This is a genomic window from Stenotrophomonas sp. 704A1, assembly GCF_030549525.1.
Classification (GTDB): Bacteria; Pseudomonadota; Gammaproteobacteria; order Xanthomonadales; family Xanthomonadaceae; genus Stenotrophomonas; species Stenotrophomonas tuberculopleuritidis.
The window spans coordinates 1,962,724-1,987,488 of record NZ_CP130831.1 but is presented as its reverse complement, the minus strand read 5'-3'; the positions used below and the strand labels follow the sequence as shown (position 1 = coordinate 1,987,488).

General features: G+C 66.4%; 26 protein-coding genes and 1 other RNA gene. 9 read left to right on the top strand and 18 right to left on the bottom strand.

All coding sequences use genetic code 11. The features are described from left to right. Positions 1–43: 43 nt before the first annotated feature. A complete protein-coding gene (locus Q5Z10_RS09550) occupies positions 44–1,243 on the bottom strand; it encodes an MFS transporter (protein WP_303638847.1) in 1,200 nt (399 codons plus the stop codon). A 72-nt stretch (positions 1,244–1,315) separates the two neighbouring features. On the opposite strand from Q5Z10_RS09550, the gene Q5Z10_RS09545 reads away from it, so the two are divergent. Continuing rightward, positions 1,316–2,113 carry an AraC family transcriptional regulator gene (locus tag Q5Z10_RS09545; protein WP_303638846.1) on the top strand — a complete coding sequence of 266 codons (798 nt, stop codon included), beginning with the start codon at positions 1,316–1,318 and terminating at the stop codon, positions 2,111–2,113. Positions 2,114–2,218: 105 nt separating this feature from the next. On the opposite strand, the gene dnaJ is transcribed toward Q5Z10_RS09545, so the two are convergent. The 4 genes from dnaJ to hrcA form a co-directional block, all read right to left on the bottom strand. Then, positions 2,219–3,343: a molecular chaperone DnaJ gene (gene dnaJ, locus Q5Z10_RS09540; protein WP_303638845.1), complete on the bottom strand. Its 1,125-nt coding sequence runs from the start codon at positions 3,341–3,343 to the stop codon at positions 2,219–2,221. A 155-nt stretch (positions 3,344–3,498) separates the two neighbouring features. Further along, positions 3,499–5,421: a molecular chaperone DnaK gene (dnaK, locus tag Q5Z10_RS09535; protein ID WP_303638844.1), complete on the bottom strand. Its 1,923-nt coding sequence runs from the start codon at positions 5,419–5,421 to the stop codon at positions 3,499–3,501. A gap of 182 nt (positions 5,422–5,603) precedes the next feature. After that, positions 5,604–6,119 carry a nucleotide exchange factor GrpE gene (grpE, locus tag Q5Z10_RS09530; RefSeq protein ID WP_303638843.1) on the bottom strand — a complete coding sequence of 172 codons (516 nt, stop codon included), beginning with the start codon at positions 6,117–6,119 and terminating at the stop codon, positions 5,604–5,606. 63 nt (positions 6,120–6,182) lie between these two features. Further along, positions 6,183–7,247, bottom strand: coding sequence for a heat-inducible transcriptional repressor HrcA (gene hrcA / locus Q5Z10_RS09525; protein WP_303638842.1), 1,065 nt, complete (start codon positions 7,245–7,247; stop codon positions 6,183–6,185). A gap of 115 nt (positions 7,248–7,362) precedes the next feature. On the opposite strand from hrcA, the gene recN reads away from it, so the two are divergent. Continuing rightward, on the top strand, positions 7,363–9,024 hold the full coding sequence (gene recN, locus Q5Z10_RS09520; protein ID WP_303638841.1) for a DNA repair protein RecN: 1,662 nt from the start codon (positions 7,363–7,365) through the stop codon (positions 9,022–9,024). A gap of 60 nt (positions 9,025–9,084) precedes the next feature. Here the strand turns inward: recN and Q5Z10_RS09515 are convergent, their stop codons facing one another. After that, positions 9,085–10,002 (bottom strand): LysR family transcriptional regulator, encoded by a 918-nt coding sequence (locus tag Q5Z10_RS09515; protein WP_303638840.1) that lies wholly within the window; start codon positions 10,000–10,002, stop codon positions 9,085–9,087. Positions 10,003–10,099: 97 nt separating this feature from the next. On the opposite strand from Q5Z10_RS09515, the gene Q5Z10_RS09510 reads away from it, so the two are divergent. Next, positions 10,100–11,350, top strand: coding sequence for an SGNH/GDSL hydrolase family protein (locus Q5Z10_RS09510; protein WP_303638839.1), 1,251 nt, complete (start codon positions 10,100–10,102; stop codon positions 11,348–11,350). Between the two features lie 64 nt (positions 11,351–11,414). Here Q5Z10_RS09510 and fur read toward each other — a convergent pair whose 3' ends face one another. Further along, complete coding sequence (gene fur / locus Q5Z10_RS09505) at positions 11,415–11,822, bottom strand: ferric iron uptake transcriptional regulator (protein ID WP_100552275.1); 408 nt, start codon at positions 11,820–11,822, stop codon at positions 11,415–11,417. Between the two features lie 103 nt (positions 11,823–11,925). Here fur and Q5Z10_RS09500 point away from each other — a divergent pair, with 103 nt between their 5' ends. Beyond that, a complete protein-coding gene (locus tag Q5Z10_RS09500; protein ID WP_303638838.1) occupies positions 11,926–12,318 on the top strand; it encodes an outer membrane protein assembly factor BamE in 393 nt (130 codons plus the stop codon). Between the two features lie 36 nt (positions 12,319–12,354). Here Q5Z10_RS09500 and Q5Z10_RS09495 read toward each other — a convergent pair whose 3' ends face one another. Both Q5Z10_RS09495 and Q5Z10_RS09490 read right to left on the bottom strand, forming a co-directional pair. Continuing rightward, positions 12,355–12,612, bottom strand: a complete 258-nt coding sequence (locus Q5Z10_RS09495) for an RnfH family protein (protein ID WP_303638837.1) — start codon at positions 12,610–12,612, stop codon at positions 12,355–12,357. 3 nt (positions 12,613–12,615) lie between these two features. Next, on the bottom strand, positions 12,616–13,041 hold the full coding sequence (locus tag Q5Z10_RS09490; RefSeq protein ID WP_303638836.1) for a type II toxin-antitoxin system RatA family toxin: 426 nt from the start codon (positions 13,039–13,041) through the stop codon (positions 12,616–12,618). 57 nt (positions 13,042–13,098) lie between these two features. Here Q5Z10_RS09490 and smpB point away from each other — a divergent pair, with 57 nt between their 5' ends. Then, complete coding sequence (smpB, locus tag Q5Z10_RS09485; protein ID WP_040007975.1) at positions 13,099–13,602, top strand: SsrA-binding protein SmpB; 504 nt, start codon at positions 13,099–13,101, stop codon at positions 13,600–13,602. Between the two features lie 15 nt (positions 13,603–13,617). Here the strand turns inward: smpB and Q5Z10_RS09480 are convergent, their stop codons facing one another. Next, positions 13,618–14,190, bottom strand: a complete 573-nt coding sequence (locus tag Q5Z10_RS09480) for a hypothetical protein (RefSeq protein ID WP_303638835.1) — start codon at positions 14,188–14,190, stop codon at positions 13,618–13,620. Between the two features lie 116 nt (positions 14,191–14,306). After that, complete coding sequence (locus Q5Z10_RS09475) at positions 14,307–14,738, bottom strand: GNAT family N-acetyltransferase (protein ID WP_303638834.1); 432 nt, start codon at positions 14,736–14,738, stop codon at positions 14,307–14,309. A 169-nt stretch (positions 14,739–14,907) separates the two neighbouring features. On the opposite strand from Q5Z10_RS09475, the gene ssrA reads away from it, so the two are divergent. Then, positions 14,908–15,300: a transfer-messenger RNA gene (gene ssrA / locus Q5Z10_RS09470) on the top strand. A 156-nt stretch (positions 15,301–15,456) separates the two neighbouring features. Next, positions 15,457–16,665, top strand: a complete 1,209-nt coding sequence (locus Q5Z10_RS09465; RefSeq protein WP_503457462.1) for a tyrosine-type recombinase/integrase — start codon at positions 15,457–15,459, stop codon at positions 16,663–16,665. 3 nt (positions 16,666–16,668) lie between these two features. On the opposite strand, the gene Q5Z10_RS09460 is transcribed toward Q5Z10_RS09465, so the two are convergent. Together Q5Z10_RS09460 and Q5Z10_RS09455 are read right to left on the bottom strand one after the other, a co-directional pair. After that, positions 16,669–17,178, bottom strand: coding sequence for a hypothetical protein (locus Q5Z10_RS09460; protein WP_303638832.1), 510 nt, complete (start codon positions 17,176–17,178; stop codon positions 16,669–16,671). A 76-nt stretch (positions 17,179–17,254) separates the two neighbouring features. Continuing rightward, positions 17,255–17,701: a BLUF domain-containing protein gene (locus tag Q5Z10_RS09455; protein WP_303638831.1), complete on the bottom strand. Its 447-nt coding sequence runs from the start codon at positions 17,699–17,701 to the stop codon at positions 17,255–17,257. 155 nt (positions 17,702–17,856) lie between these two features. Here Q5Z10_RS09455 and Q5Z10_RS09450 point away from each other — a divergent pair, with 155 nt between their 5' ends. Both Q5Z10_RS09450 and Q5Z10_RS09445 read left to right on the top strand, forming a co-directional pair. Continuing rightward, positions 17,857–18,522 (top strand): SOS response-associated peptidase, encoded by a 666-nt coding sequence (locus Q5Z10_RS09450; protein ID WP_303638830.1) that lies wholly within the window; start codon positions 17,857–17,859, stop codon positions 18,520–18,522. Positions 18,523–18,603: 81 nt separating this feature from the next. Continuing rightward, entirely contained in the window at positions 18,604–19,002 is a 399-nt protein-coding gene (locus Q5Z10_RS09445; protein ID WP_303638829.1) for a hypothetical protein, read from the top strand. Here the strand turns inward: Q5Z10_RS09445 and Q5Z10_RS09440 are convergent. The 5 genes from Q5Z10_RS09440 to Q5Z10_RS09420 form a co-directional block, all read right to left on the bottom strand. Then, positions 18,980–19,594, bottom strand: a complete 615-nt coding sequence (locus Q5Z10_RS09440) for a hypothetical protein (protein WP_303638828.1) — start codon at positions 19,592–19,594, stop codon at positions 18,980–18,982. The two genes, Q5Z10_RS09445 and Q5Z10_RS09440, sit on opposite strands and share 23 nt — an antisense overlap. 89 nt (positions 19,595–19,683) lie before the next feature. Further along, positions 19,684–19,965 carry a hypothetical protein gene (locus tag Q5Z10_RS09435; protein ID WP_303638827.1) on the bottom strand — a complete coding sequence of 94 codons (282 nt, stop codon included), beginning with the start codon at positions 19,963–19,965 and terminating at the stop codon, positions 19,684–19,686. Next, a complete protein-coding gene (locus Q5Z10_RS09430) occupies positions 19,965–23,432 on the bottom strand; it encodes a TipJ family phage tail tip protein (RefSeq protein WP_303638826.1) in 3,468 nt (1,155 codons plus the stop codon). The genes Q5Z10_RS09435 and Q5Z10_RS09430 overlap by 1 nt, the downstream gene beginning before the upstream one ends. Next, positions 23,429–24,013 carry a tail assembly protein gene (locus Q5Z10_RS09425; protein WP_303638825.1) on the bottom strand — a complete coding sequence of 195 codons (585 nt, stop codon included), beginning with the start codon at positions 24,011–24,013 and terminating at the stop codon, positions 23,429–23,431. Before Q5Z10_RS09425 ends, Q5Z10_RS09430 begins: the two co-directional genes overlap by 4 nt. After that, positions 24,006–24,746: a C40 family peptidase gene (locus Q5Z10_RS09420; protein WP_303638824.1), complete on the bottom strand. Its 741-nt coding sequence runs from the start codon at positions 24,744–24,746 to the stop codon at positions 24,006–24,008. The genes Q5Z10_RS09425 and Q5Z10_RS09420 overlap by 8 nt, the downstream gene beginning before the upstream one ends. Between the last annotated feature and the right edge of the window lie 19 nt (positions 24,747–24,765).

Below are 24,765 nucleotides of genomic sequence, written 5' to 3'. Positions count from 1 at the left end.
TGAAGGGTTCGGCAGGGCTGCAAGCCCTGCAAACCCCACCCCCTCAGTGAGCAGCAGGCCGCGATGGCGGCAGCCACGCCGCGACGATGCCGAGCAGCGGCAGGAACGCGGTCAGCTGGTACACGTACTCGATGCTGGTCCTGTCCGCCAGCAGGCCGAGCAAGGCGGCACCCAGCCCGCCCATGCCGAACGCGAAGCCGAAGAACAGACCGGACACCATGCCGATGCGGTGCGGCATCATCTCCTGCGCGTACACCACGATCGCCGAGAACGCCGAAGACAGGACGAAGCCGATCAGCACCGCCAGCACCGTGGTCCACAGCAGATCGGCGTGCGGCAGCATCAGCGCGAACGGCGCCACGCCCAGAATCGAAGTCCAGATGATCGGCTTGCGGCCGATGCGATCGCCCAACGGTCCACCCAGGAAGCCGCCGGCGGCGGAGGCCACCAGGAACGCGAACAGGTGCAGCTGGGCCTGTGCCACCGGAATGCCGAAATGGTGGATCAGGTAGAAGGTGAAGTAGCTGCCGATGCTGGCCATGTAGAAGTACTTGCTGAAGATCAGCACCAGCAGGATCGCCAGCACCTTGGCCACGGTGCGCGGCGGATGCCGTGGGCTCATCGCCGCGGCACCGGGCGGCCGCGGGGCACCCAGGTGCAGTGCATACCAGCGGCCGACATAGGTCAGCAGCGCGATGCCGATCAGCGCGGCGCCGGCAAACCATGACGCGGCGTGCTGGCCATACGGCACGATCACCGCGGCGGCAATCAGCGGGCCCAGCGCGGTACCGACATTGCCGCCGACCTGGAACACCGACTGCGCAAAGCCATGCCGGCCACCCGAGGCCAGCCGCGCGATGCGTGAGGCTTCAGGATGGAAGATCGCCGAACCAATGCCGACCATCGCCGCCGCCAGCAGCACCATCGCGTAACTGGGCGCGAAGCCGAGCAGCAGCATGCCGCACAGGGTCGAGGCCATGCCGATCGGCAACGAATACGGCGCCGGGCGGCGGTCGGTGGCCATGCCGACCAACGGCTGGAAGATCGAGGCAGTGAGCTGGTAGGTCAGCGTGATCAGGCCGATCTGGGTGAAGCTGAGGTTGAAGCCGCCCTTGATCACCGGATAGATGGCCAGGATCAGCGACTGCATCATGTCGTTGACCACATGCGAGGTGGAAATGGCAGCCAGCACGCCGAGCGCCACCGGACGTGAGGTCGTTGCGGGAGAAACCAGGGTGGACATGGACGCAGTCAGGTTGGGGGCGAGCCACGCATGCTACGGTGGCCTTCTCTTCCCTTCTGCCGCGTTCGGGTCATGGCCTATCGCAAAAAGGACATCGCCCGCGATGTCGATCCGGCCGCGCCCTGGCGGGACGTGCCGCAGCATCGCCCGGTCACCTATCGCGTCACCCAGTACCCTGCCGGCACCCCTATCGCAGGGCACAAGCACCAGCGCCACCAGCTGGTCTATGCGATCTCGGGGCTGATGGTGGTGCGCTCGGAAGTGGGGCGCTGGGTGGTGCCCTCGAACCGTGCGATCTGGATGCCGGCCGGCATGGTGCACGCGGTGGACTGCATTGCCGCCGTGCACATGCGCAGCCTGTACATCGAGCCGTCGTTCGCACCGCACCTGCCGGCCGAACCGTTCGCGGTACAGGTGTCCCCGCTGCTGCGTGAACTGCTGCAGGCGGCCACGCTGATCAAGGGCGAGCACATCGAAGACAGCCGCGATGGCCGCGTGGTGCGCCTGCTGCTGGATGAACTGCATCGCATGGACGTGCTGCCGCTGCACCTGCCCGACCCCGTCGACGCGCGCCTGCAGCGGATCTGCCAGCACATCCAGAAGCACCCCGGCGACCACGCAACCCTGCAGGACTGGGCGCAGGCACTGGCGGTGGACGTGAAAACCATTCAGCGCCATTTCGCCACCGAGCTGGGCATGACCTTCGGGCAATGGCGCCAGCAGGCGCGGCTGCTGGCGGCGATGGAGCGACTGGCCACCGGCGACAAGGTCATCGATGTCGCGCTGGCGATGGGCTATGACAGCCCCAGTGCGTTCACCAGCATGTTCAAGCGCCAGCTCGGGCAGACGCCGGCGGCATTCTTCCGCTGAGAACTTCCGGTGGCGCCGGGCCACGCCCGGCGGAATCGGCCGGACATCGCAAACGAAAACGCCGGGCATGGCCCGGCGCTGCCGTTCAACGTCTGCGTTGAAAACTCAGGACGTCATGCGGTCCCAGAAACCCTTCACGCCATCGATGAAGGTGGCCGACTTCGGCGAGTGCTTGCGTGCATCCTCGCCGTTGAAGGTGGCTTCGAACTGCTCCAGCAGCTTGCGCTGGTCGCTGGTGAGGTTGACCGGCGTCTCCACCACCACGCGGCAGTACAGGTCGCCTTCGCTGCGGCTGCGCACCGAACGCACGCCCTTGCCACGCAGGCGGAACAGCTTGCCGGTCTGGGTCTCGGCCGGGATGCGGATCTCCGCTTCGCCGCCGAGAGTGGCCACGCGCACGGTATCGCCCAGCGCCGCCTGCGAAATGCGGATCGGCACTTCGCAGTGCAGGTCGTCGCCGTCGCGCTGGAAGATGGCGTGCTCGCGCACGCGCACTTCCACGTACAGGTCGCCCGGCGGGGTACCGGCCGGACCGGCCTCGCCCTCGCCCGACAGGCGGATGCGGTCGCCGGTATCCACGCCGGCCGGCACCTTCACCGACAGCACCTTGTCTTCCTCGACACGGCCGTTGCCGTGGCAGGTCTTGCACGGCTTGGCGATGATCTGGCCACGACCACCACAGTTGTGGCAGGCCTGCTGCATGGCGAAGATGCCGCGCTGGATGCGCACCTGGCCACGACCGTGGCAGACGTTGCACGTCTCGACCTTGCCATCTTCCGAGCCACTGCCATCACAGTCGCCACATTCGGCCAGGGTCGGAATCTCGATGCGGCGCTCGATGCCACGCACCGCTTCTTCCAGGTCCAGCTCCATCACGTAACCGATGTCGGCACCCCGGCGCGCCTGGCGCGGCCCGCCGCCGGCCCCGCCGAAGATGTTGCCGAAGATGTCGCCGAAAATATCGTTCATGTCCGGGCCGCCCGGGCCGCCACCGCCCATGCCGTGCTCGAACGCGGCGTGGCCATGGCTGTCGTACATGCGGCGCTTGTTGCCGTCGGCCAGCACTTCGTAGGCTTCCTTGCACTCCTTGAAGGAGGCTTCGGCCGCCGCATCACCCGGGTTGCGGTCCGGGTGGAACTTCATTGCACAACGGCGATAGGCCTTCTTCAGCTCTTCGTCGGTGGCGGTGCGGGCAACGCCCAGCACTTCGTAGTAATCGCGCTTGCTCATAGGGTGAATCGCATTCCGGGAAGTCGGGATTCGTCAAAGCGGAAGAGCGGAACCAGGTCCGCTCTTGCGTCGGGCGCCCCGACGCGCCAGAGGGCGGTCAGGACCCTGGTACGACAACGGGACGCCGCTCGTGCAGCGTCCCGTGTCGGTCCGGATCAGGACTTCTTGTCGTCCTTGACTTCGGTGAACTCGGCGTCCACCACATCGTCGTTGCCCTGGCCGGTGGCACCGGCGTCGCCACCCGGGGCGGCGCCCTGGTCGGCCGACGCGGCGGCGAACAGCGACTGGCCGGCTTCTTCCAGCACCTTCGACTTGGCTTCGATCTGCGCCTTGTCGTCACCCTTCATCGCGGTCTCCAGGTCGGCCAGCGCCGCCTCCACCTTGCCGATGACATCGCCGCCGACCTTGCTGCCGTGCTCGGTGATGGCGCTGCGGGTGCCGTGGATCAGGGCGTCGGCCTGGTTGCGGGCCTGCACCAGCTCCTGGAACTTCTTGTCTTCTTCGCGGTTGGCTTCCGCGTCGGCGACCATGCGTGCGATCTCTTCCTCGGACAGGCCCGAACCGGCCTTGATCTCGACCTTCTGTTCCTTGTTGGTCTTCTTGTCCTTGGCCGACACGTGCAGGATGCCGTTGGCGTCGATATCAAAGGACACTTCCACCTGCGGCAGGCCGCGCGGGGCCGGCTCGATGCCGGACAGGTCGAACTTGGCCAGCGACTTGTTGAAGCGGGCCTGTTCGCGCTCACCCTGCAGCACGTGCACGGTCACGGCCGACTGGTTGTCCTCGGCAGTGGAGAACACCTGCGAGGCCTTGGTCGGGATGGTGGTGTTCTTCTCGATGATCTTGGTGAACACGCCACCCATGGTCTCGATGCCCAGCGACAGCGGGGTCACGTCCAGCAGCAGCACGTCCTTGACGTCGCCGCCGAGCACGCCGCCCTGGATCGCCGCACCCAGTGCCACGGCTTCGTCCGGGTTGACGTCCTTGCGCGGTTCCTTGCCGAAGAACTCGGTCACCGCCTGCTGCACCTTCGGCATGCGGGTCTGGCCGCCGACCAGGATCACTTCGCTGATGTCGCTCGACCGCAGGCCGGCATCGTTCAGCGCCACGCGGCACGGCTCGATCGACTTCTTGATCAGGTCTTCCACCAGCGCTTCCAGCTTGGCGCGGGTCAGCTTGATGTTCAGGTGCTTCGGACCGGAGGCGTCGGCAGTGACGTACGGCAGGTTCACTTCGGTCTGCTGGGCGCTGGACAGCTCGATCTTGGCGCGCTCGGCCGCGTCCTTCAGGCGCTGCAGGGCCAGCGGATCCTTGCGCAGGTCGATGCCCTGGTCCTTGTTGAACTCTTCGACCAGGTACTCGATGACGCGGTTGTCGAAATCTTCGCCGCCCAGGAAGGTGTCGCCGTTGGTGGCCAGCACTTCGAACTGCTTCTCACCATCGACGTTGGCGATCTCGATCACCGAGACGTCGAAGGTGCCGCCGCCCAGGTCGTACACCACGATCTTGCGATCCTTGTTGTCGCCCTTGTCCAGGCCATAGGCCAGCGCGGCCGCGGTCGGCTCGTTGATGATGCGCTTGACGTCCAGGCCGGCGATGCGGCCGGCGTCCTTGGTCGCCTGGCGCTGGCTGTCGTTGAAGTAGGCCGGCACGGTGATGACCGCTTCGGTGACCTTCTCACCGAGGAAGTCCTCGGCGGTCTTCTTCATCTTCTCCAGCACCTTGGCCGAGATTTCCTGCGGGGCCATCTTCTTGCCGTCGCTGGTGGCCACCCAGGCGTCGCCATTGTCATGGGCGAGGATGCTGTACGGGACGTGCGCGATGTCCTTCTGCACTTCGGCGTCGGTGAACTTGCGGCCGATCAGGCGCTTCACCGCGTAGAAGGTGTTCTTCGGGTTGGTCACCGCCTGGCGCTTGGCCGAGGCGCCGACCAGGACTTCGCCGTCCTTGGTGTAGGCGACGATCGACGGGGTGGTCCGATCGCCTTCCGAATTCTCGATGACGCGGGCCTTGCCGCCGTCCATGATCGCCACGCACGAGTTGGTGGTGCCGAGGTCGATACCAATGATCTTGCCCATGGGGGAGACTCCTGAGGATGCTAGTTGGGGTCAGTCCGGCCGTTCGGCCGGTGGATGAATACGATGTGGGGGAGGCTCGTGGAACATTCAAGCCATCCCCCGAACGCTGTGTTCCCGGTCGCCCGGCGCGTTCAGCATCGGGTCGGGCCGCGGATCATTCCCGCCGCCCGGCCCGACAGGGGTCAGTCGGCAGCCACCACCACCAGCGCCGGCCGCAGCAGGCGCTCGTTGAGCAGGTAGCCCTTCTGGAACACGGTCACCACGCTGCCGGGGGCGGCGCCCGGGGTCGGCACCTGGCTGATCGCCTGGTGGTGTTCCGGGTTGAACGGCTGGCCGGTCGGATCCAGCAGCACCAGGCCGTTGTCGCCGGCAACCTTGAGCAGCTGCTTGTAGGTCAATTCCAGGCCTTCACGCAGCGGATGGGCATCGTCGCCCGCGGCCTTGAGGCCGGCGTCCAGGCTGTCGAACACCGGCAGCAGCTCGCCCAGCAGCTTCTCGTTGGCAAACTTGCGGGCCTGCTCGATGTCACGGGCCACGCGCTTGCGCTGGTTGTCCAGGTCGGCGCGCTCGCGCAGGACGTCGGCCTTGATCTGCTCGATCTCGCCGCGCAGGCGCTCCACTTCGTCACTGGCGCCGGCCGCAGCCGCTGCATCGGCCGCGCTCTGCTGGGATTCGATATCGGGGTTTTCGTGGTTCATGTCTGGGTCCCTGGCGGTCACAGCCCGCCTCCACCCACCCTAGTGTGGGCGGGATGCTGCGTTTCAAGCGTCCGATGTTCCCGGACCGCGGCCGCCGGGCGAAAAGGCCGCGCCCAGCACATCGGCGGTGGCCTGCACCAGCGGAATCATGCGGTCGTAGGCCATCCGCTTCGGCCCGATCACACCCAGCACCCCCAGCACCTGGCCGTTGGCGGTATATGGCGCGGTGACCAGCGAGACCCCCTGCAGCGGCATCATCCCGGTCTCCTCGCCGATGAAGATGCGCACGCCCGGCGCCTGGATGGTCCGCTCCAGCAGCTGCAGGATCTCGCGCTTGCTGGAAAACAGCTCGAACAGCTCGCGCAGGCGCTCCAGGTCGGACAGGTCCTGCACCCCCATCAGCCGCGTCTGCCCGGCTACCAGCATGTCGTCGGCCGGCGGCTGCAGCGCCTGCTCGGCCAGCTCGATGCTGTGCGCCAGCAGCTGCTCCAGCTCGGAACGGGCGTCGCGCAGCTCCAGCAGCAGGCGGGTACGGATCTCGGCCATCGGCAGGCCGGCGAAATGGGCATTGAGGTAGTTGGCCACCTGCTCCAGCTGGCCCGGCGCGAACTCCTGGCGGGTCTCGATGACCCGGTTCTGCACCTCGTTGTCGGCGAACACCAGGATCGCCAGCACCCGGCGCCCGTCCAGCGCCACGAAATCGATCTGGCGGAAGGCGAACTGCTCGCGCCGCGGCGCGCTGACCACGCCGACGAAGTGGCTCATCGCCGACAGCAGCTCGGAGGCACTGCCGAGCAGCGCCTGGGTGCTGCCGCCGCCGGCCAGTTCCTGGCGCAACCGGGCCAGCTCGCCCTCGCCGGGCGGCTGCATCTGCAGCAGGCTGTCGACGAAGACCCGGTAGCCGTGCGCGGTCGGAATCCGCCCGGCCGAGGTATGCGGCGACGCCAGCAGGCCCAGGTCCTCCAGGTCGCCGAGGATGTTGCGGATGGTCGCCGGGCTGACCTCCAGGCCGGCCACGCGCGCCAGCGTCTGCGAGCCCACCGGCTCACCATCCTGGATGTAGCGCGCGATCAGCGTGCGCAGCAGATGGCGCGCACGCGGGGCAAGCTGGTCGGGGGAACCGTGCATGGAATCAACCTGTGAGACACGGACACTAGATAATGGCGGCGCTTCACCTTGGCAAGTCATTGGACCGTCCCGCCGCGCGTGCTAGCGTTGCGCGGCTGCAGACACCCCATTACCCATGCTCAGACACCTTTCGATCAAGGATTTCGCCGTCGTCCGCGCCACCGAGCTGGAGTTCGGACCCGGCATGACCGTGGTTTCAGGCGAGACCGGCGCCGGCAAGTCGCTGATGGTCGACGCGCTGGGCTTCCTGTCGGGCCTGCGCGCCGACAGCGGCGTGGTCCGCCATGGCGCGGCCCGCGCAGAGCTTTCGGCCGAATTCGCACTGGACCAGCTGCAGGCCGCGCGCCAGTGGCTGGCCAGCAATGAACTGGACGACGACGAGCAATGCCAGCTGCGCCGCGTGATCCGCGCTGACGGCGGTTCGCGCGCCTGGATCAACGGCCGCCCGGTCACCCTGGCGCAGCTGGCCGACCTGGCCGCGCTGCTGGTGGAGATCCATGGCCAGCACGAGCAGCAGGCCCTGCTGACGCGTCCGTCGCAGCTGGCCCTGCTCGATGCCTACGCCGGCAATGACGAACAGCGCCGCCTGGTGCGCCGTGCCGCCGCCGGGTGGCAGGCGCTGGTCGATGAATCGCTGGCGTTGTCGCAACAGGGCGATGTCAGCGACCGTATCGGTTTCCTTGAGCACCAGCTGCGCGAGCTGGACCGCGAAGATCTGGAACCGGAGTCGATCGCCGCCCTTGGCGCCAGCCACCGCCGCCAGGCCCACGCCAGCGCCCTGCTGACCGCCTGCCAGGCGGCCAGCAACCAGCTCAACGGCGACGACGGCCAGTCGGCGCTGGACCTGCTGCAGCAGGTGCGGCACGAACTGGCACGGGTCGCCGAACATGACCCGCGCCTGGGCGAGGTCGACGCCCTGATCGACAACGCCTCGATCCAGCTGAACGAAGCCCTGGCCCTGCTCGACCGCGTTCACGACGACCTCGACGCCGACCCGGAGCAGTTCGAGGAGAACGAGCGCCGCCTTGGCCGCCTGCACGACCTGGCACGCAAGCATCGCGTGCCGATGGACGAACTGGGCGCACAGCGTGAGCGCATGCACGCCGAAGTGGAGCAGCTGCGCGGCGCCGACGAGCGCCTGCAGCGCCTGGCCGGAGAGATCGACAAGGCCGCCGCGGCCTGGCGCGCGCAGGCCGACCTGCTGACCGCCAGCCGTCGCAGCGCGGCGGCCGAACTGTCGGCCACCACCACCGGCATCATCGCCGAGCTGGGCATGGGCGGCGGCCAGTTCCTGATCGAACTGGAACCGCAGGACAGCGGCAAGCCCGATCCACAGGGCGCCGAGCGGGTGGAATTCCTGGTCGCGGCCAACGCCGGGCAGCCGCCGCGGGCACTGCGCAAGGTCGCCTCGGGCGGTGAACTGTCACGCATCTCGCTGGCCATCGAAGTGGCCGCGCTGGATCTGGATGCGGTGCCGACCATGGTGTTCGATGAAGTCGACTCCGGCATCGGCGGTGCGGTCGCCGACATCGTCGGCCAGAAGCTGCGCGCACTGGGCGAGAAGCGCCAGGTGCTGTGCGTGACCCACCTGCCACAGGTGGCATCGAAGGGCCACGCCCACTACCGGGTCAGCAAGGCACCGGTGGAGGGCATGACCCAGAGCGCGGTGGAGAAGCTGGACCTCAAGGCGCGCGAGGAAGAACTGGCACGCATGCTCGGCGGCGTGGAAGTGAGCAAGGAAGCACGCGCCGCCGCGCGCAAGCTGCTGCAGGTGTAACGCCGGCGTTCATCCACGCATGGGGGTGGATCTACCGGGCGCCGGGTCTGAACCGCGGGGTCATGCCAAAGGCTTCGCCAGATCCACCTTTTCCACCAGGAAGTCCAGCAACGCACGCACCCGCAGCGGCAGGTAGCCGCCCTGCCCCAGGAACACCGCGTGCACTTCTTCCAGATCGCCGGGGTTGGCGTCTTCCAGCACCGGCAACAGCCGTCCGGCGGCGATGTCGGCCTGCACCTGGAACGCCGCCAGCCGGGCCAGGCCCAGCCCGCCCAGCACCAGCTGGCGCAGCGCATCGCCGTTGCTGGCACGCGCATTGCCACTGGGCAGCACGCGCTGGGTCTGTCCCTCCTGCAGCAGCGGCCATCCCTGCTGCGCGCGCACGTGGCCGATGTCCAGCCGGTTGTGCGCCAGCAGCGCCTGCACATCCTGCGGCAGCCCATGCCGCGCCGCGTAGGCCGGTGACGCCACGATCATCATCCGCGTCGTGCCAAGCCGCCGCGCCACCAGGCTGGAGCTTTTCAGCGGGCCCGCACGCACTGCCACGTCGGTACGCTGCTCCAGAAGGTCGATCACCTCGTCGGTCAGGGTCAGGTCCACGCCCACCTGCGGGTGACGCTGCAGGAACGCCGGCAGCAGCGGCAGCAGGAAGTGCTGGCCGAACGGCACGTTGGCATTGACGCGCAGGCGGCCCCGCGGCTCGGCATGCGCACTTGCGCAGCGTTCGGCCTCTTCCAGGTCGGCCAACACGCGCAGGCCACGCTCATAGAAGGCGCAGCCCTCCGGGGTCAGCTGCAGCTGGCGGGTGGAACGCTGCAGCAGGCGCGTGCCCAGCCGCTGCTCAAGCCGTGCCACCAGCTTGCTGACCGCCGACGGGGTCATCTCCAGGCTGCGCGCGGCAGCGGAGAACCCGCCGGTCTCGATGACGCGGACGAACACTTCCAGTTCGCCGGATCGATTGATGTCGGATCGTGCCATGTCAGTGAATCCAGTTCACAGATGAATATCCGTGCGCAGTCTAGTTCACAGATGGACCCGCGCGCACCATGGCCGTTCTTCCGCTTGGACTCCCCTCATGAACCGCCTGCAGCAGCTCAGTGCCGCCGCCCTCCTCGCCGTCTCCGCCAGCGCGTCCGCCGCGCCTGGCCTGCACTGGGTCGCCAGCTGGCAGGCCAGCCCGCAGCGCGTATGGAGCGACGATTTCCTGTTCCCGACCCTGGTGCCGGCGGAACTGCATGACCAGACCGTCCGCCAGACCGCCCGCCTCAGCCTCGGCGGGCCACGGCTGCGGGTGCGGCTGAGCAATGCCTACGGCACCGGTCCCTTGCGGATCGGCGCGGCCAGCGTTGCCGCGCAGGCCGGGGCCGCCCCCCTTCCGCTCCGCTTCGACGGCCAGGACGGCGTGGTGATCGCGCCCGGCCAGGACCGCGTGAGCGATCCGCTGGTGCTGCCGACCCACCACCGGCAGGCAGTGCAGGTCAGCATCCACCTGCCTGAGCGTGTACCAGTGCAGACGTTCCACTGGGACGGCCGGCAGACCAGTTGGATCGCCCCCGGCAGGCAGACCGCCGACGTCGCACTGCACGGGGCCAGCACCACCACGGCGCGCCTGGTGCTGTCCGGCATCGAGGTGGAAGCGCCGGCCAGAGCAGGCAGCGTGGTCGTGCTGGGCGACTCGATCACCGACGGCGCCACCGCCAGCCTCGACCAGGACCAGCGCTGGACCGACCATCTGGCCGCACGCCTGGCACCGCAGGGCGTGGCCGTGGTCAATGCAGGCATTTCCGGCGCCCGCCTGCTGCGCGATGGCATGGGCGACGCCGCGCTGAACCGTTTCCAGCGCGACGTGCTGGATCAACCGGGCGTAACCCGGGTGATCGTCCTGATCGGCATCAACGACATCAGCTGGCCGGGGACCGCCTTTGCCCGCACCCAGGCACCGCCTCGCCTTGCCGACCTGCAGGCCGGCTACCGCGCACTGGCCGAACGCGCGCATGGCCGCGGACTGCGCATCCTCGGCGCCACCCTGACGCCTTTCGCCGGTGCCCTGTCCGGTACCCCGCTGGACGATTACCACCAGCCGGGCAAGGACGCCCTGCGTCGCCAGCTCAACGCCTGGCTGCGCCAGGACAGCCCGTTCGATGCGGTGATCGACCTCGACGCGGCACTGCGCGACCCGGCGGATCCGTCGCGGCTGGCCACGGCCCATGACTCCGGCGACCACCTGCACCCCGGCGACGCCGGCAACAAGGCCATGGCCGACGCGGTAGATCTGCAGATGCTGATGGGCCCTTCCACGCAGGGCGTAGATCTGCCACGGCGCTGAGCCGGGGCAAACAAAAACCCCGGGCACGCCCGGGGTCTGGTCGGCTGCGGCTGGCCGGACCGGCTTACTTGCGCTTCTTGCGCACGTACAGCACCAGCGAGTGTTCTTCCAGCTCATAGCCGTGATCGGCGGCGATCTTGCGCTGCAGCTCTTCGATCTCGGTGCTTTCGAACTCGATGATCTTGCCACTGTCCACGTCCACCATGTGGTCGTGATGGCCGCCCCGGTCGAGCTCATAGACGGCCTGGCCGCCCTCGAAATTGTGCTTCAGCACGAGGCCGGCAGCCTCGAACTGGGTCAGTACCCGGTACACCGTGGCCAGGCCGATCTCGTCGCCGTGTTCCAGCAGCTGGCGGTAGATGTCTTCGGCGGTCATGTGGTGCTGGGCGTTGCGCTGCTCGAGCAGCGCCAGGATCCGCATCCGCGGATGGGTCACCTTCAGGCCGACTTTACGCAGGTCGTGGGTTTCCATAGGTCTCCGTTCATTGGCGATTTAGCGCCAGCTGCCTCGGATTGGGTCGCGGTGGCACGCCGGGAGTGTATCATCGGTTTGATTTCCCCAACCGCCAGTCCCGATGCGCAATCTCCTGTTGGTCGCCGCCGTCGCCTTGTCCACCACCGGGTGCGGCATCATCTACAAGCAACCCATCTATCAGGGCAACCTGATCCGGGAAGATGCCGTGGCCAAGTTGCAGGTCGGGCAGAGCAAGCAGCAGGTCAACGCCCTGCTGGGCACCCCGTCGGTGCCGGACCCGTTCCACGCCCAGCGCTGGGACTACACCGCCTCCGAGCGCGTCAACCGCTTGGGCCGGGCCGAAGTCAAGAACTTCACGGTGTACTTCGAGAACGACCTGGTCACCCGCTGGGAGGGCGATTACTTCCCGTCCAATGACAAGGCCCTTGCCCAGCAGACGGTGCGCCAGTTTGGCCGCAACCTGCCCAAGGACAAGAAGAAGAAGGGCCGCTGAGTCCCCCTGCCCGTCCTCCGGGACGGGTTGCCGGCATCAACCGCCGCGCGCACGCCGCCGGCGGTTGTCCTTCGGATCGGCCTGCAGGCCTCGCAGCAGCTCCACGCGATCACCGTCCCGCAGGACCTGTTGCGGGCGTGCCAGCACGCCATGCACGGCGACCGCCGGGCAGTCGGCACTGCCGTCCAGCGCGGCCGCCGCCACCGCATCGGCCACCGTGGCCTCCTCCTGCAGCAGCACCCGGCGCGACAGCACCCGCTGTGGCCAGGCCAGTACGACCTCGACCTCGATCATCGCTCAGCCCTCGTCGGCGACGCGCACGAAGTCATTCACCATGCGATCGGCCAGCCCCTGGAAGCCGATCGCCAGCGCCGGGCCGAGCAGGCGTGAGCTGGGTTCGAACTCCAGGGTGAGGGTGACCTTGCAGGCATCCTCGGCCAGGGCGTGGAATTCCCAGCGGCCGTGCAGCTGCTTGAACGGTCCTTCGCGCAGCTGCATGTCGATGCTGTGCGGGCGGCGCAGGGTGTTTTCGGTCTGGAACCAGGTGCTGAACGACCCCAGGCCCAGGTCCAGCCGGGCCACCAGCCGGTCTTCGCCCTGCTCGAGGATGCGGGCATCGGAGCACCAGCGGAAACGGCGCGGATAGGCCTGGACATCGTTGACCAGATCGAACATGCGCGCGGCCGAATGTTCGACCAGGGCACTGCGGCGGATAGTAGGCATGAATACAGGACGCTTCGGCAATCGACCGGGCGGGCCCGAATCGGAGACAATACGGAAATGAGCAAGAACAGCGGCAAGGATAAAGCAAAGAGCGCGACGGCCAACAAGACCATCGCGTTGAACAAGCGTGCCCGCCACGAGTACCACATCGAGGATCGCTTCGAAGCCGGCCTGGCCCTGCAGGGCTGGGAGGTCAAGTCGATCCGCGCTGGCCGCGGCAACATCGTCGACGCCTACGCCTACGTGAAGGATGGCGAGATCTTCCTGATCGGCGCGCAGATCACCCCGTTGATCCAGGCCTCCACCCACGTGGTGGCCAACGACCGGCGCGAGCGCAAGCTGCTGCTGCACCGGAGCGAGATCGACAAGCTGGTCGGCAAGGTCGAGCGCGATGGCTACACGATCGTGCCCACCGCGATGTACTGGAGCAAGAACAAGATCAAGCTCGAAGTGGCCCTGGCCAAGGGCAAGCAGACCCACGACAAGCGCGATGCCGCCAAGGACCGCGACTGGGCGATCGAGAAGCAGCGGGTGATGCGTCGCGGCAACCGCGACGCGTAAGCGGGTTCTGGCCGGTCAGCCGGCCAGCATGCCCTGCCCGCGCATCCGCGGTGACAGCGCCGCGTGCATCACCGCCAGGTGCATCACCACCGACAGTTCGGGCGCATGGCGATCGTCACCGGCACGCCACTGCTGCGCCAACCGTGCCGCATCCGCGGGCAGCAGCGCCAGCAGCTGCGCATCGTCAAGCGCATCGGCCGATGCCTGCAGCTGCCGCGCCAGCTGCCGCGACTGCCAGACGTGCACGCCCATGCTGAGGCTGGCCAGCGACAGCAGGGTCAGCGCCAGGCCATGTTCAAACCACTGCGACAGCACATCCGGCCCCCACAGCAGTGCCGCCAGCACCGCCAGCGCCGGCAGCCGCCAGCCCAGCCAGTGGAAGCGGCCACGCCGAGGCCAATGCACCACCACCGCGCTGGCCACCAGAGCGGCGGCGGCGGTCGCCGGCAGTTCGGTCGGCCAGGTGGCGGCCAGCAGCACTGCCAGCACCGCCCATACCCAGCCGGGCGGCAGCGCGCGCCGCTGGTAATCGGCACCGACCGGCCCGACCAGCTGACGCAGGCTGCGCTGTTGCATTGCGTGGGTCACCGGCGGTCTCCGTGGGGTTGCTGGCGTGAATGGTCAGGGCCAGTGTGTCGCAAATCCGTGCCGGCCACGTTAGCAATCCGCTATGACAGCCGCCATGCACTGCGGGCGACGACCGCTCAGGACGCGGACAGGTCCTTGCTGAGGAATACCCGGCGCGTGCCCGGGGGATCGCAGGGCACTTGGCCGAACACCGTCCAGCCGTGCTTCACGTAGAAGTCCGGCGCTTGGAAGCTGATCGTGTACAGCACGCCGGACCGGCAGCCACGCTGCCGCGCTTCTGCTTCGGCAGCGGCCAGTATCCGTGAGCCCAGGCCGCTGCCCCGCTGCGCCGGCGGCAGATAGAACAGGTCCACGAACACCATGCCCAGCGAGGTCCGGCCACTGAGACCGCCCACCACCTCGCCACTGGCCGGATCGGTAGCCAGCACCGCCAGCGGGCGGCGATCCGCATACCCGGCAGCGTCCAGGTTGAAGTGGTCCAGGCCATCGGAGATCAGATCCAGGGCGGCGTCAGCGGGTGCGTCGGTTACGGTGATTGCAGGGTGCATCAGGCGGCTTCCACGGGCGGTTGCGGGACAGGGGCGACCCTGGCAATCCTACGGCGGTTCCGCGTGACTGTTCAGGTTGTTTGGCGTACCATTCGCAGCGTTAGGCGGGTTCCCGGTCGGCGTTCTTTCCAGCCAGGGACCTGAAAGCCTTGCAATACTTGAAGAAGCCGGGGGTGCATTGGTTTCGACGGGGGTTGTGAAGTCGCCTGGCGCATGCCGAGGGGGTAGCTTTCCTCGTAAATCCAGCTGCAAAACTCTAGTTGCCAACGACGACAACTACGCTCCGGTCGCTCTCGCAGCCTAAAAACTGCGGTGCGTGACCTTCTGCCGACTTAGGCGGAGCCTCGAAACTGCTTGTGTCCATGCTCGCAGCGTAGAGTCATTATCATGGAATCGCGCTGGGCGGCTGCCTGTCAGTCCGGCACTAGAACACAACAGGCTGGTTCCCGGATGCGCTTTGCACACCGTGCTGTTCGGGGATGAGATTCAACGGTGAGCTAAGCATGTAGTGCTGGGGATGGAGTGCCTTCGGACGGCGGTTCAATTCCGCCCACCTCCACCAACGAACGGTTCGTCAAGAACCGGAGAAGCCCGGAAACCCCCGCGTCACAAGGGTTTCCGGGCTTTTTTACTTTCCGGCCTAGTTCGCGTCAGTGCGTTGCAGGCCATGAGACGGTGGGGGCATATTTTGGGGCATCCGCCCGGACCTGAAAGACACATGCCCCCACTGACCGATCTGGCCATTCGCAAGGCCAAAGCAACGGACCGCACGCAGAAGATCTTCGATGGCGGCGGTCTGTACCTGGAGATCTCGCCCAAGGACAGCCGCTGGTGGCGGCTGAAGTATCGCTTCGACGGGAAGGAGAAGCGGCTCGCATTGGGCGTCTACCCAGATGTGCCCCTGGCTCTCGCCCGGCAGCGGCGGGAGGACGCGCGGCAGCTGCTGGCGCGCGGGGTGGATCCGGGCGAGCACAAGAAGGCGGCAGCCGTGGCTCGGGCGGAACTGGGAGCCAACACGTTCGAGGTCATTGCGCGGGAATGGTTGGCCAAGCGCGACTGGGTGCCGAAGTACCGCATCAAGGTCGAAGCATGGTTCAACAATGATGTGTTCCCATGGCTCGGGAGCCGACCGACGGCCGAACTGGAGGCAACTGACTTTCTGTCAGTCGCCCGGCGTATCGAGGCCCGCGGCGCGATCGAATCGGCGCACCGAATCATGCAGAACTGCAGCCAGGTGATGCGGTACGCCATCGCCACCGGCAGGGCCAAGCGCGACCCGGTTGCGGACCTGCGCGGCGCGTTGACCCCATCGCCGGAGAATCACTACGCGGCCGTCACCGAGCCCGTCGAGCTCGCACCACTGCTGCGCGCCATGTATGGCTACTCCGGCACGCTGACGGTTCGGACGGCCCTCCGCCTTGCTCCAATGCTGTTTCTGCGTCCTGGCGAGCTACGACAGGCCGAGTGGTCGGAATTCGACCTCGAGGAGCGGATGTGGACGATCCCCAAGGAAAGGATGAAGATGCGCCGACCGCACATTGTCCCGCTGTCGGCGCAGGCTCTCGCGATCCTTGAGGAAATCAAGCCGCTCACCGGACGGGGAAAGTACGTCTTCCCCTCGGCTCGTTCCAAAGCACGGCCGATGTCAGAGAACGCAGTGACTGCGGCTCTGCGGAGAATGGGGTTCGAGTCGGGCACGGTCACTGGGCACGGCTTCCGCGCCACAGCGCGCACCATCCTGGACGAGGTCTTGAAGTTCCGCCCCGACATCATCGAGCACCAGCTGGCCCATGAAGTGAAGGATCTGAACGGCCGTGCCTACAACCGCACGACCCACCTCGATGAGCGGGTCCGGATGATGCAGGAGTGGGCGGACTACCTTGACCGGCTGCGCGACGGCAACGTGGTGCAGCTGCGGGTTGCCTGACGCCTACACGCCGCGGCGCATCTGCTCCATCCCTGCCCTCACCCACGCCTTGCGGGCATCGCGCGGCCGGGGCTTCGTCGCTGCCGGCGGTTGGCGCGGCGCCAGCGCTTCCTTGATGCGACCCAGCTCCGCTACCCCAGCCTCAGCGTTGCGCCGGGCCTGCTGCAGCTGCTCGCGGGTGGGCGGCAGTCCAGGCATCGGCGGCGGTGGCGGGCGCGGCGTGCTGTCGGTGAGCCGCGCAACGGCCTCGCGCAGACGCGTCTCCGGGTACAGCCTGGCCGCGCACCAGCGCTCGGCGTAGCGCTTGCCCTGGGCGATGCTTGCGGCCCATTCGTTCTTGGTCTGCCACATCTTCCGGGCATCGAGGTGCACATGCACCCCACGGTCCTTGCGCGGTGAAACTTGAGCGATTTGCCGGCCGCTCCACCACAGCACCCAGGTGTCACCCAGCTGGACCCAGCCAGAGGGCGAAGGCGCGGCGCTGAAACCTTGGTAGCCGGGTGAGGGAAGCATGGCCGAAAGGATACGGCCGGCCGTCGCAGATTCTGCGAACGGCGCGGCCGCCATTCTGAACAGTTTTGCCCGAGCGCTACGCAGCGATGTGCAGCATTACGATGGAGGTCAGCCGATCCATGGCAGTAGCGTTAAACGCATCAGCGTCACCTCGACGCCGGAACCCGATCCAGTCCGCATGCGCGACGCTACTTAGGATGTCACTCTCCACCGGCAGCCACCGCATGGGCCAGAACGGCAGGCGGCGCTGACCAACCCTGCCCCGCTGGAGTTCCACCAGCCCTGTGTGACTGGTTGCGCCAACGACCCGGGAATACGCCACGGTAAGCCCATCCTCCGGGCCTTCAAGGTACTGTAGGAATCTGGCGCCGTCGTACAGCAGAACACCGGTCACGCCGGCGTCCAGGTTGAATCTGGCCGCATCGTCCACGACCCAATCCAGTTTTTCGTTGCCCAGTTTCCGAACGTCGCCCGCTACCGCGGGGCCCGCCTCACTTACGTAGACAACGGCCCTGATGGGCATTTAACGCTTCTCCTTAGCAACAGATCCCCCCGGTTCTTCCATACCCACCCTACCACCAGCGCCGTGGGCCAATGTTCCTGGCCCGTGAGTGTTTCAGGGTGCAATCCTCACCCCGCTCACGCCTTTGCCACGCCCACGCCGTATAGGCTCCCTGCATGTGCGGCCGATTCGTCCAGCTCCCCGTGATCGACTTCGGCCAGCCGGGGCTGGCTGACCTTGCCCCGGGCCTGGCCGAGATCCAGCCCAGCTACAACCTGGCGCCGACGCAGCGCGCGTCGGTGATCTTGGACCGCGGCGAAGGCCGGCAGGTCACCCGGCTGGCGTGGGGCCTGCTCCCCTTCTGGGCCAAGGCCAAGGGTCTGCAAGGGTCAACCATCAACGCCCGGATCGAGACCGTGGCCACCAAGCCCGCATTCCGCACGGCGTTCAAGAAGCGCCGGTGCGTGATCCCCATGGCCGGCTACTACGAGTGGTCGGTCAACCCGGAGGACGGGAAGAAAGACCCGTGGTTCATCCACGCCACCGGGCCGCTGCTGGCCGCCGGCCTGTGGGAAGACACCAGCCCCCTCCTGCCTGACGGCAACCTGGGCACCTTCACCATCATCACCGGCGACAGCAGCGGCGTCTCGGCCGACATCCATGACCGCATGCCCGTGTGGCTCCAGGTCGGCCAGATCGATGAGTGGATGGCCGCAGGCCCCGATGACGCGATGGCGATGCTGCTGGCCAGCGAGCCACCCGCCATGGCGGCCCACCGCGTCAGCCGCGCGGTGAACACGCCGAGGAACAACCGCGAGGACCTGCTGCAGCAGGTTGCCTGATCTGCATTCAGGACAGCGAGAATCGAATGTCGCGCTGTTCCGCTGGCGAAGTAGGATGGCATCTTCGACAAGGAGGGCGAGATGCAAGCATTGATCGCTGTACTGATGGCTGTAGCCACCCATGCCGGCCAGGCTGGCGAGTCCATGGACAGTTTCGTTCTGCGCGTTGCGCCGCTTGCCATGGCAGAAACGAAGTCGCGCCAGGCCATGGTATGTGGCGTGATCGGAGAGAAGGATGGAAGCTACAGCATCCGTCTAAGAACTGACGGTGACCTTGGCCAGTGCGAGATCGACATGAATGATCTTGAGCCTGGCGCTGCCAGCACCGGACAAACATTCCACACACATCCCAAGGATGTCGAAACCTTCTTCAGCTTCGAGGACTACAGCCAGCCGGGCTACGTGGCACAGGGCCGCATGGTGAAGCACCAGAAGGGCCGCGGCAGTGACCGCTACGTCATATCCCGGAAAGGTCGATGAGGAACCCGTTGCTGGCCGAGGATGCGACTGGCCCGCGGTTGAACCCAACGTCCCAACCCATCTCGATCACCCCATTTCCGTATTCCAGCAAGCCATTGAAGGGATTTCTCCACACGTAGTCGACGTAACTCATCACGAAGTACCTGTTCCCCGTCGCCGTTTCGGTATTACCTTCATAAATCATCTTGCCGAGCGCAGCCTGGAGCACTGCATATGGCTTTCCGGGCACGTTGGACTGGTCGCTCCACGGTACAACCTTCAGATATCGGTAGTTCGCACTGAAAACCGGTCTGCCTTGTGCGTCGTTTACCAGAAGCGGAGCTGCAGCGACCGGCGGCAGCACGTCATAGACATAGATCGTTCCCGGTCGCTGCCCTTGTGCCTTGTTGATGATCGCTGTGAAAAGTGTTGAGTTTCCCTGCCGTGTGGCACCAGTGATTGCAATGGATACGTCGGTCCCGGGCGCGAATGCCAATACAGGGAACGCGCCCGGAACGACGAACTGCAGCTGGTAGTGACGATAGAACGGGATGCCGACGCCGACTTCATCGTAGTCGGGAACCTTGTACGTTCCCGCTGGCAACGATTCCATGCTGATCGTGTCCGTGAGGCAGAAATTGCGGTAGTTTTCGTCAATCTGCAGGATCCCGTGCGATCCCCGAACCATAAGACCGGCTGGCATTAGTAGACCCCGTAGAAGATGGTGCAAGCGCGTCGGTACTCAGCGGGAATGCTGTCGAATGACCATGCCAGCGTTGTTCCGCTGGACAGCACCGCCGGCGGCAGCGTGATCCCGGTCACTGGAAGCACAATGACGAAACGGTCACCAGTGGAGAATCCTGGAACGCTGATCGATCCGTTGCTAGTACCCGTGTTCACGTCACCGATAATGCGGCTCAAGCGGTCCGTCAAATTCAGAATCTGCCGCCCTTGCGCATCCCAAGCAATAAGTCCGGCAGGCATTACCAGATCCCCAGTCGGACGCGCTCGGTGCCGTTTCCATCGTAGACGCGTATGGTGGTGTCGTTGATGGTGAGATAACCACCGCCTGCATTCGGGCCTGTCATCGTGAGAGTTCCATTCTTGTCGAGACGCCAACGCGCGTTCCCACCGGCTCCCACCGCCGTCGACTGGATCACGTCGCCGATCATCGCGTTCTGAATCCAGCCCGTGCCGATCAGCGCCTGGCTGATGAAGGTCTGGCCGCCCTGCACCACGAACGGCGCGGTGGTCACGTTGTTCGCGATGTTGATCAGCGCGAACCGATCTACCTGGAACAGCGCCTGGCTCTGGAAGCTGCCGTCAGGCTGCTGCTCGACACCCAGGCCGAATCCTGCGCCGTAGATGCGGCCGTCGGAGGTAACCTGTGCGCGCAGGGTGTACGTCGCACTGATCTTCCCATTGATATCGACCACGGCAAGCGAGGTCTGCTCGACCGCAGCCTGGGTCTGGCCAACCTGCGCCTGCACAGTGTCGGTCCGCTTCGCCTGGGCGTAATCCCCCTCGGCGATCACGGTCTGGATTGTCATAGTGCCGGCGAAAACCGTCTCGTCACCGGCACCCCAGTCCTGATCACCGGCAGCTTGCACGTCTAGCTGCACGAACAGGCCTTCGGTCTTCTGCCCGATCGCCTGCAGGCCAGTTTCTGGATCGTTGATTTCCAGTTCCAGCGTGTCGACCCGACCCACGACCGCGCCTGCCTGCGCAATGGCATCACCCACGTCCTGCCAGTTCGTGCCAGGCGGTTCCTCGTTGCCCGGCTCGGTGCCCTGCCAGCTCCAGATCTTCCCGTTGTGCACCACGGTCTGACCCGGTTCGTAGGTGGCCTCGGCATCCCAGATCAACGGCACGATCTGATCAATGCTCTCGATCTTGTCGCGCAGCGCCTGGCCCAAGGCACTCTCGCTGATCTTGCCGGCGAAGTAGGCGTCGTAGTCGGACTGGTTGCTGCTGGCCTCACCCATCACACCAGTGCCTTCCGGATACCAGGGACCGATGTTGCCGCTGCGGTCCACCAGCCGCGCCCAGAAGAAGAAGCGCGCACCGGCGGCCAGGCCATCCAGTTCAAGGCGGTTCTGCGGGTAGGCATAGTCGCCGAGCTTCGTCGCCGTCTCCCGGTTCGGGCTGGGGCTGCGCCAGATCTCCGTGCGCTGCGTGTCCGTTGCCCCGGGCGGGAATGCCCAAGCCAGTCGGATCCCGAACACGATGGACGTAGCAGTCAGCGAGGTCACCGCCGGCGGCGGCTCGGTCTTGCCCGCGATCGTCGTCAGCGGGCTCATCGCCGGCAGCGACACCGCGTTGAGGGCGTTCACGGCACGCACGCGCGCAAGGTACTGGCCAGCATAGATGCCGGGCACCTCGAGGCTGGTGGTGGCCACCCGTCCAGCGCGCACCCAGTTGAGGTCGTCGCGGCGCCACTCCACGTCGTAGGCGATGGCCTTGTCCGCGGCATCCCACTGGATGGTCAGCGTCGGCGTGGCGATGCCCTGCTCGATCACCACGTGCGACGACAGCGCCACGTTGGTCGGCGGCGGCTGCACGCTCGGTGGGATGATGCTGATCGGCGGCAGTTCCAGCCGGGTGCCATCGTCGATCGCGGCATATTTGCCCGGGACGTGCTTCAGCGCGGTGACGTTGAAGGTCATGCCGTCGCCTTCCGCAATACCGATCACCCGGAACAGCTGCAGCACAAGGTCGCTGGATTCGGTGGCCCACACCGACTGCGGCACCGGCAGTGCCGTCCAAGGCGCCGAAACGGTGACGACGCCGGTGGCGGCGTCCACGCTGTTGATGGTCCTGCCTTCCGTCTGGCCGCTCGGCAGGGTCGCACGCAGTGTGTCGCCCACCGCCATCGATTCCGGCACCACGTCCAGCGTAAGGCTGCTGGCCCCTGCAGCACGGATGCGACCGGCGTTGCGGCGCCCGGCCCGGTTCGGGTCGGCCACCTGGATCACGTCTCCCGGCATGCAGTTCAGCGCGTCCAGGCCGACCGAGAAGCTGACGGTCTCGGTCTCCAGGCTCTCGGTGAACAGGATGTGGTTGCCCACTCGCTGCGCCTGCGCGCGCGAATGGCAGCCGATGGCCGTGACCTCGGTCTGGTTGACGCCGTACCGAGCAATGGCATCCAGGTGCTGGACGACCTCGACCTTCTGCCGGCCGAAGTCGTCCGGGTCGGTCCAGGACACCAGCGCCACCGTGTGGCGCGCTCGCCGGCCGCTGCCTTCGTAGCGAAACCGGCCCTCAATAACGTTGGCCTGGCTGTAGGTGGGGCCCGGGTCCTTCGGCATGTCGGCCGAGGCCATGACCTGGCCAGCGGCATAGAAGCTGATCCCCCGGAACATGCTCGCCATGTCCTGCAGAACCTTGTAGGCATCGGCCCTGCTCTGCAGGTACAGGCTGCAGGTGAACCGCGGTTCCTGGCCGCCCATGCCGTCGCTCACCAGCTGATCGCAGTACATCGCAATCTGATACAGCCTCCACTTGTCGACCCAGTCCAGCGGGATGCGGTTGCCCAGGCCGAACCGGTCGTTGGTGACGATGTCGAAGAACACCCAGGCGGGGTTGTTCGTCCATGCGGCCTTGAACGTGCCATCCCACACCCCGCTGTAGGTGCGGGCGATGGGGTCGTAGTTGCTGGGCACGCGGATGATGCGACCCCACACCCGATAGGATCGCGATGGGATGTTCTGGAACTGGCTCGCGTCGACCTGCACCGCGCACAGGGCGCTGTTGGGATAGCGCAGCTTCACGTCGATGATCTCGGTCATCGACAGCACGTTCACCACATCGGAGACCAGCGAGTTGTTCTGGTTCGGAGTCAGCCGCCGGATGCGGATCTGCCACTGCGAACCGGTCGGCAGGTCAATGCGGCGGCTGCGCTCATACTGCGTGGTCGTCTTGCCGGTGATCGCGTCGTTCAGCACCGTCGTGTAGGCGCCACCGTCCACTGACAGGTCCACCGCGTAGCTGATGGAGTACCCGTTGCGGTCGCCGTTCTCCTCATCGACCTTCTGCAGCGCCGGCACCGCCAGCCGGATGCGGACGGCCGACAGGTCGGACCCGCTCACGGTGCGAACGATCGGCTGATCGCTCCGCAGCTCGACATTGACCGCGATCTCGTTTTCGACGGATGGGAAGCCCGGGATGTACTCCTGATCCTGGGTGCCGGACCGGGTGTCCACCGTGACGCCAGCAAAGTTCAGGCCGCCGTCCGGGTTCTGGATGGGAACCTGGTTGAGGTAGATCGACTGGTTGCCGGCGACAAGGCCACGGATCTCGCCCTCGCTGACAAGGTCGATGATCCTGGCCACAGCCATCGAGTGCAGGCTGTCCGGGGTCTCCACCGGCGTGCGGCCGTTGCTGCCGCTCTTACCGCCAGCGCCAGCGAGTTGCACGGCGCGCGCGATGGGAGTCGCGATGGTCTGATTCAAAGCTGGTCCTCCGCCATGATGCCGCCGCTGATCACCGCAGAACCGATGAGCATGCCCTTCTGGTCGTGCCCACCGTACGCCACGGGCACAGGGTTGCCCTGGGCCTGGGTGTTGACGGTTCCGTTCATGCTGTAATTCGGACGATTCTCGGCACTGTCCTGGGAGCCAAGGCCCTTGGGCTGCGGTCCCAGCATCTGAACAACGCCCCCGACAACCATCACGGCGCCCTGAATTACGAGGTTGTAGTTCTGGGTCCATACACCCACAACGATCAGCACCACGCCAAGGATGATGTTCAATATCCCCCCGCGCTTGCTACCGAGCAGCACTGGCGCGATGCGGATGTCCTGCTGTCCTGGCGGATCCTGCAGCTGATCCTTCGTCAGGTTCTGCTTGCCCACGAAGACCGCGAAGGCCATGCCATTCTCCTTCGCTCGCGTGAGGTACTGCTGGAAGCCCGGGAGGATCGCGCACAGCGCGTGGACGGCTTCGGCAGGGCTGTTCACAGCCAAACGGAACGAGCGGCCGAAGCGGCTGCCCAGTTGGCCATACAGGCGGATAGTGCGCAGACGCTCAGTCATGGCGAGCCTCCCTATGGCGGACGATGTAGCAGGTGCGCTCGGCCCACATGCCGCCGTAGGTGATCACCTCCGACAGCCGGCCGTGCATGTGGTGCAGCATCTGGCCGTCACCTAGGTAGATGCCGGCGTGGTTCGGCACCGGCGAACGGATCTGCATCAGCACCATGTCACCGCGCTGCGGATCGCCGTCGATCGGCTCGAAGCCCTCGGCGCGCAACCTGTCCAGGCTGTAGAGATCCTGTCCCTTCTCCCACCAGTCGTCCTCGCGCTCGTACTGGCTGAGGGCGATTCCCAGCTCGCGGCTGTAGAAGTCCCGCACCAGGGTGTAGCAGTCGAGAATGCCGTGGGCGAACTGCCGGCCCACAAGCGGGGCGACGTAGCCGGTCGGCTGTATGGTCTGCAGGTCGCCGCATTCCGGGTCGGCACCGGTGACCTGGCCCACGCTCACGATGTGCCACGGCAGGCCGCTGGCCTCACACATGAGGCGGTCGGCGTCCGACGCGGTTGCAGGGGCATTCGGATGGCTGTGCACGACGGCCAGCACCTGGCCCTGGTCCTCCGCGTCGGCAAAGTCCTCGGCAGGCAGCCGGAAGTGCTCGCTGGGCGTGGTGGCCACGTTCCGGCACGGGCGGTAGGTCTCGCCTTCGGCAGCGGCCACGATCAGGCCGCAGCACTCGCGCGGGTACTCGGCCACGGCATGCGCCTGGATGGCCTGGAGGGTGCTCAGTTCCATGGTTCGCTCATAGAAAAGC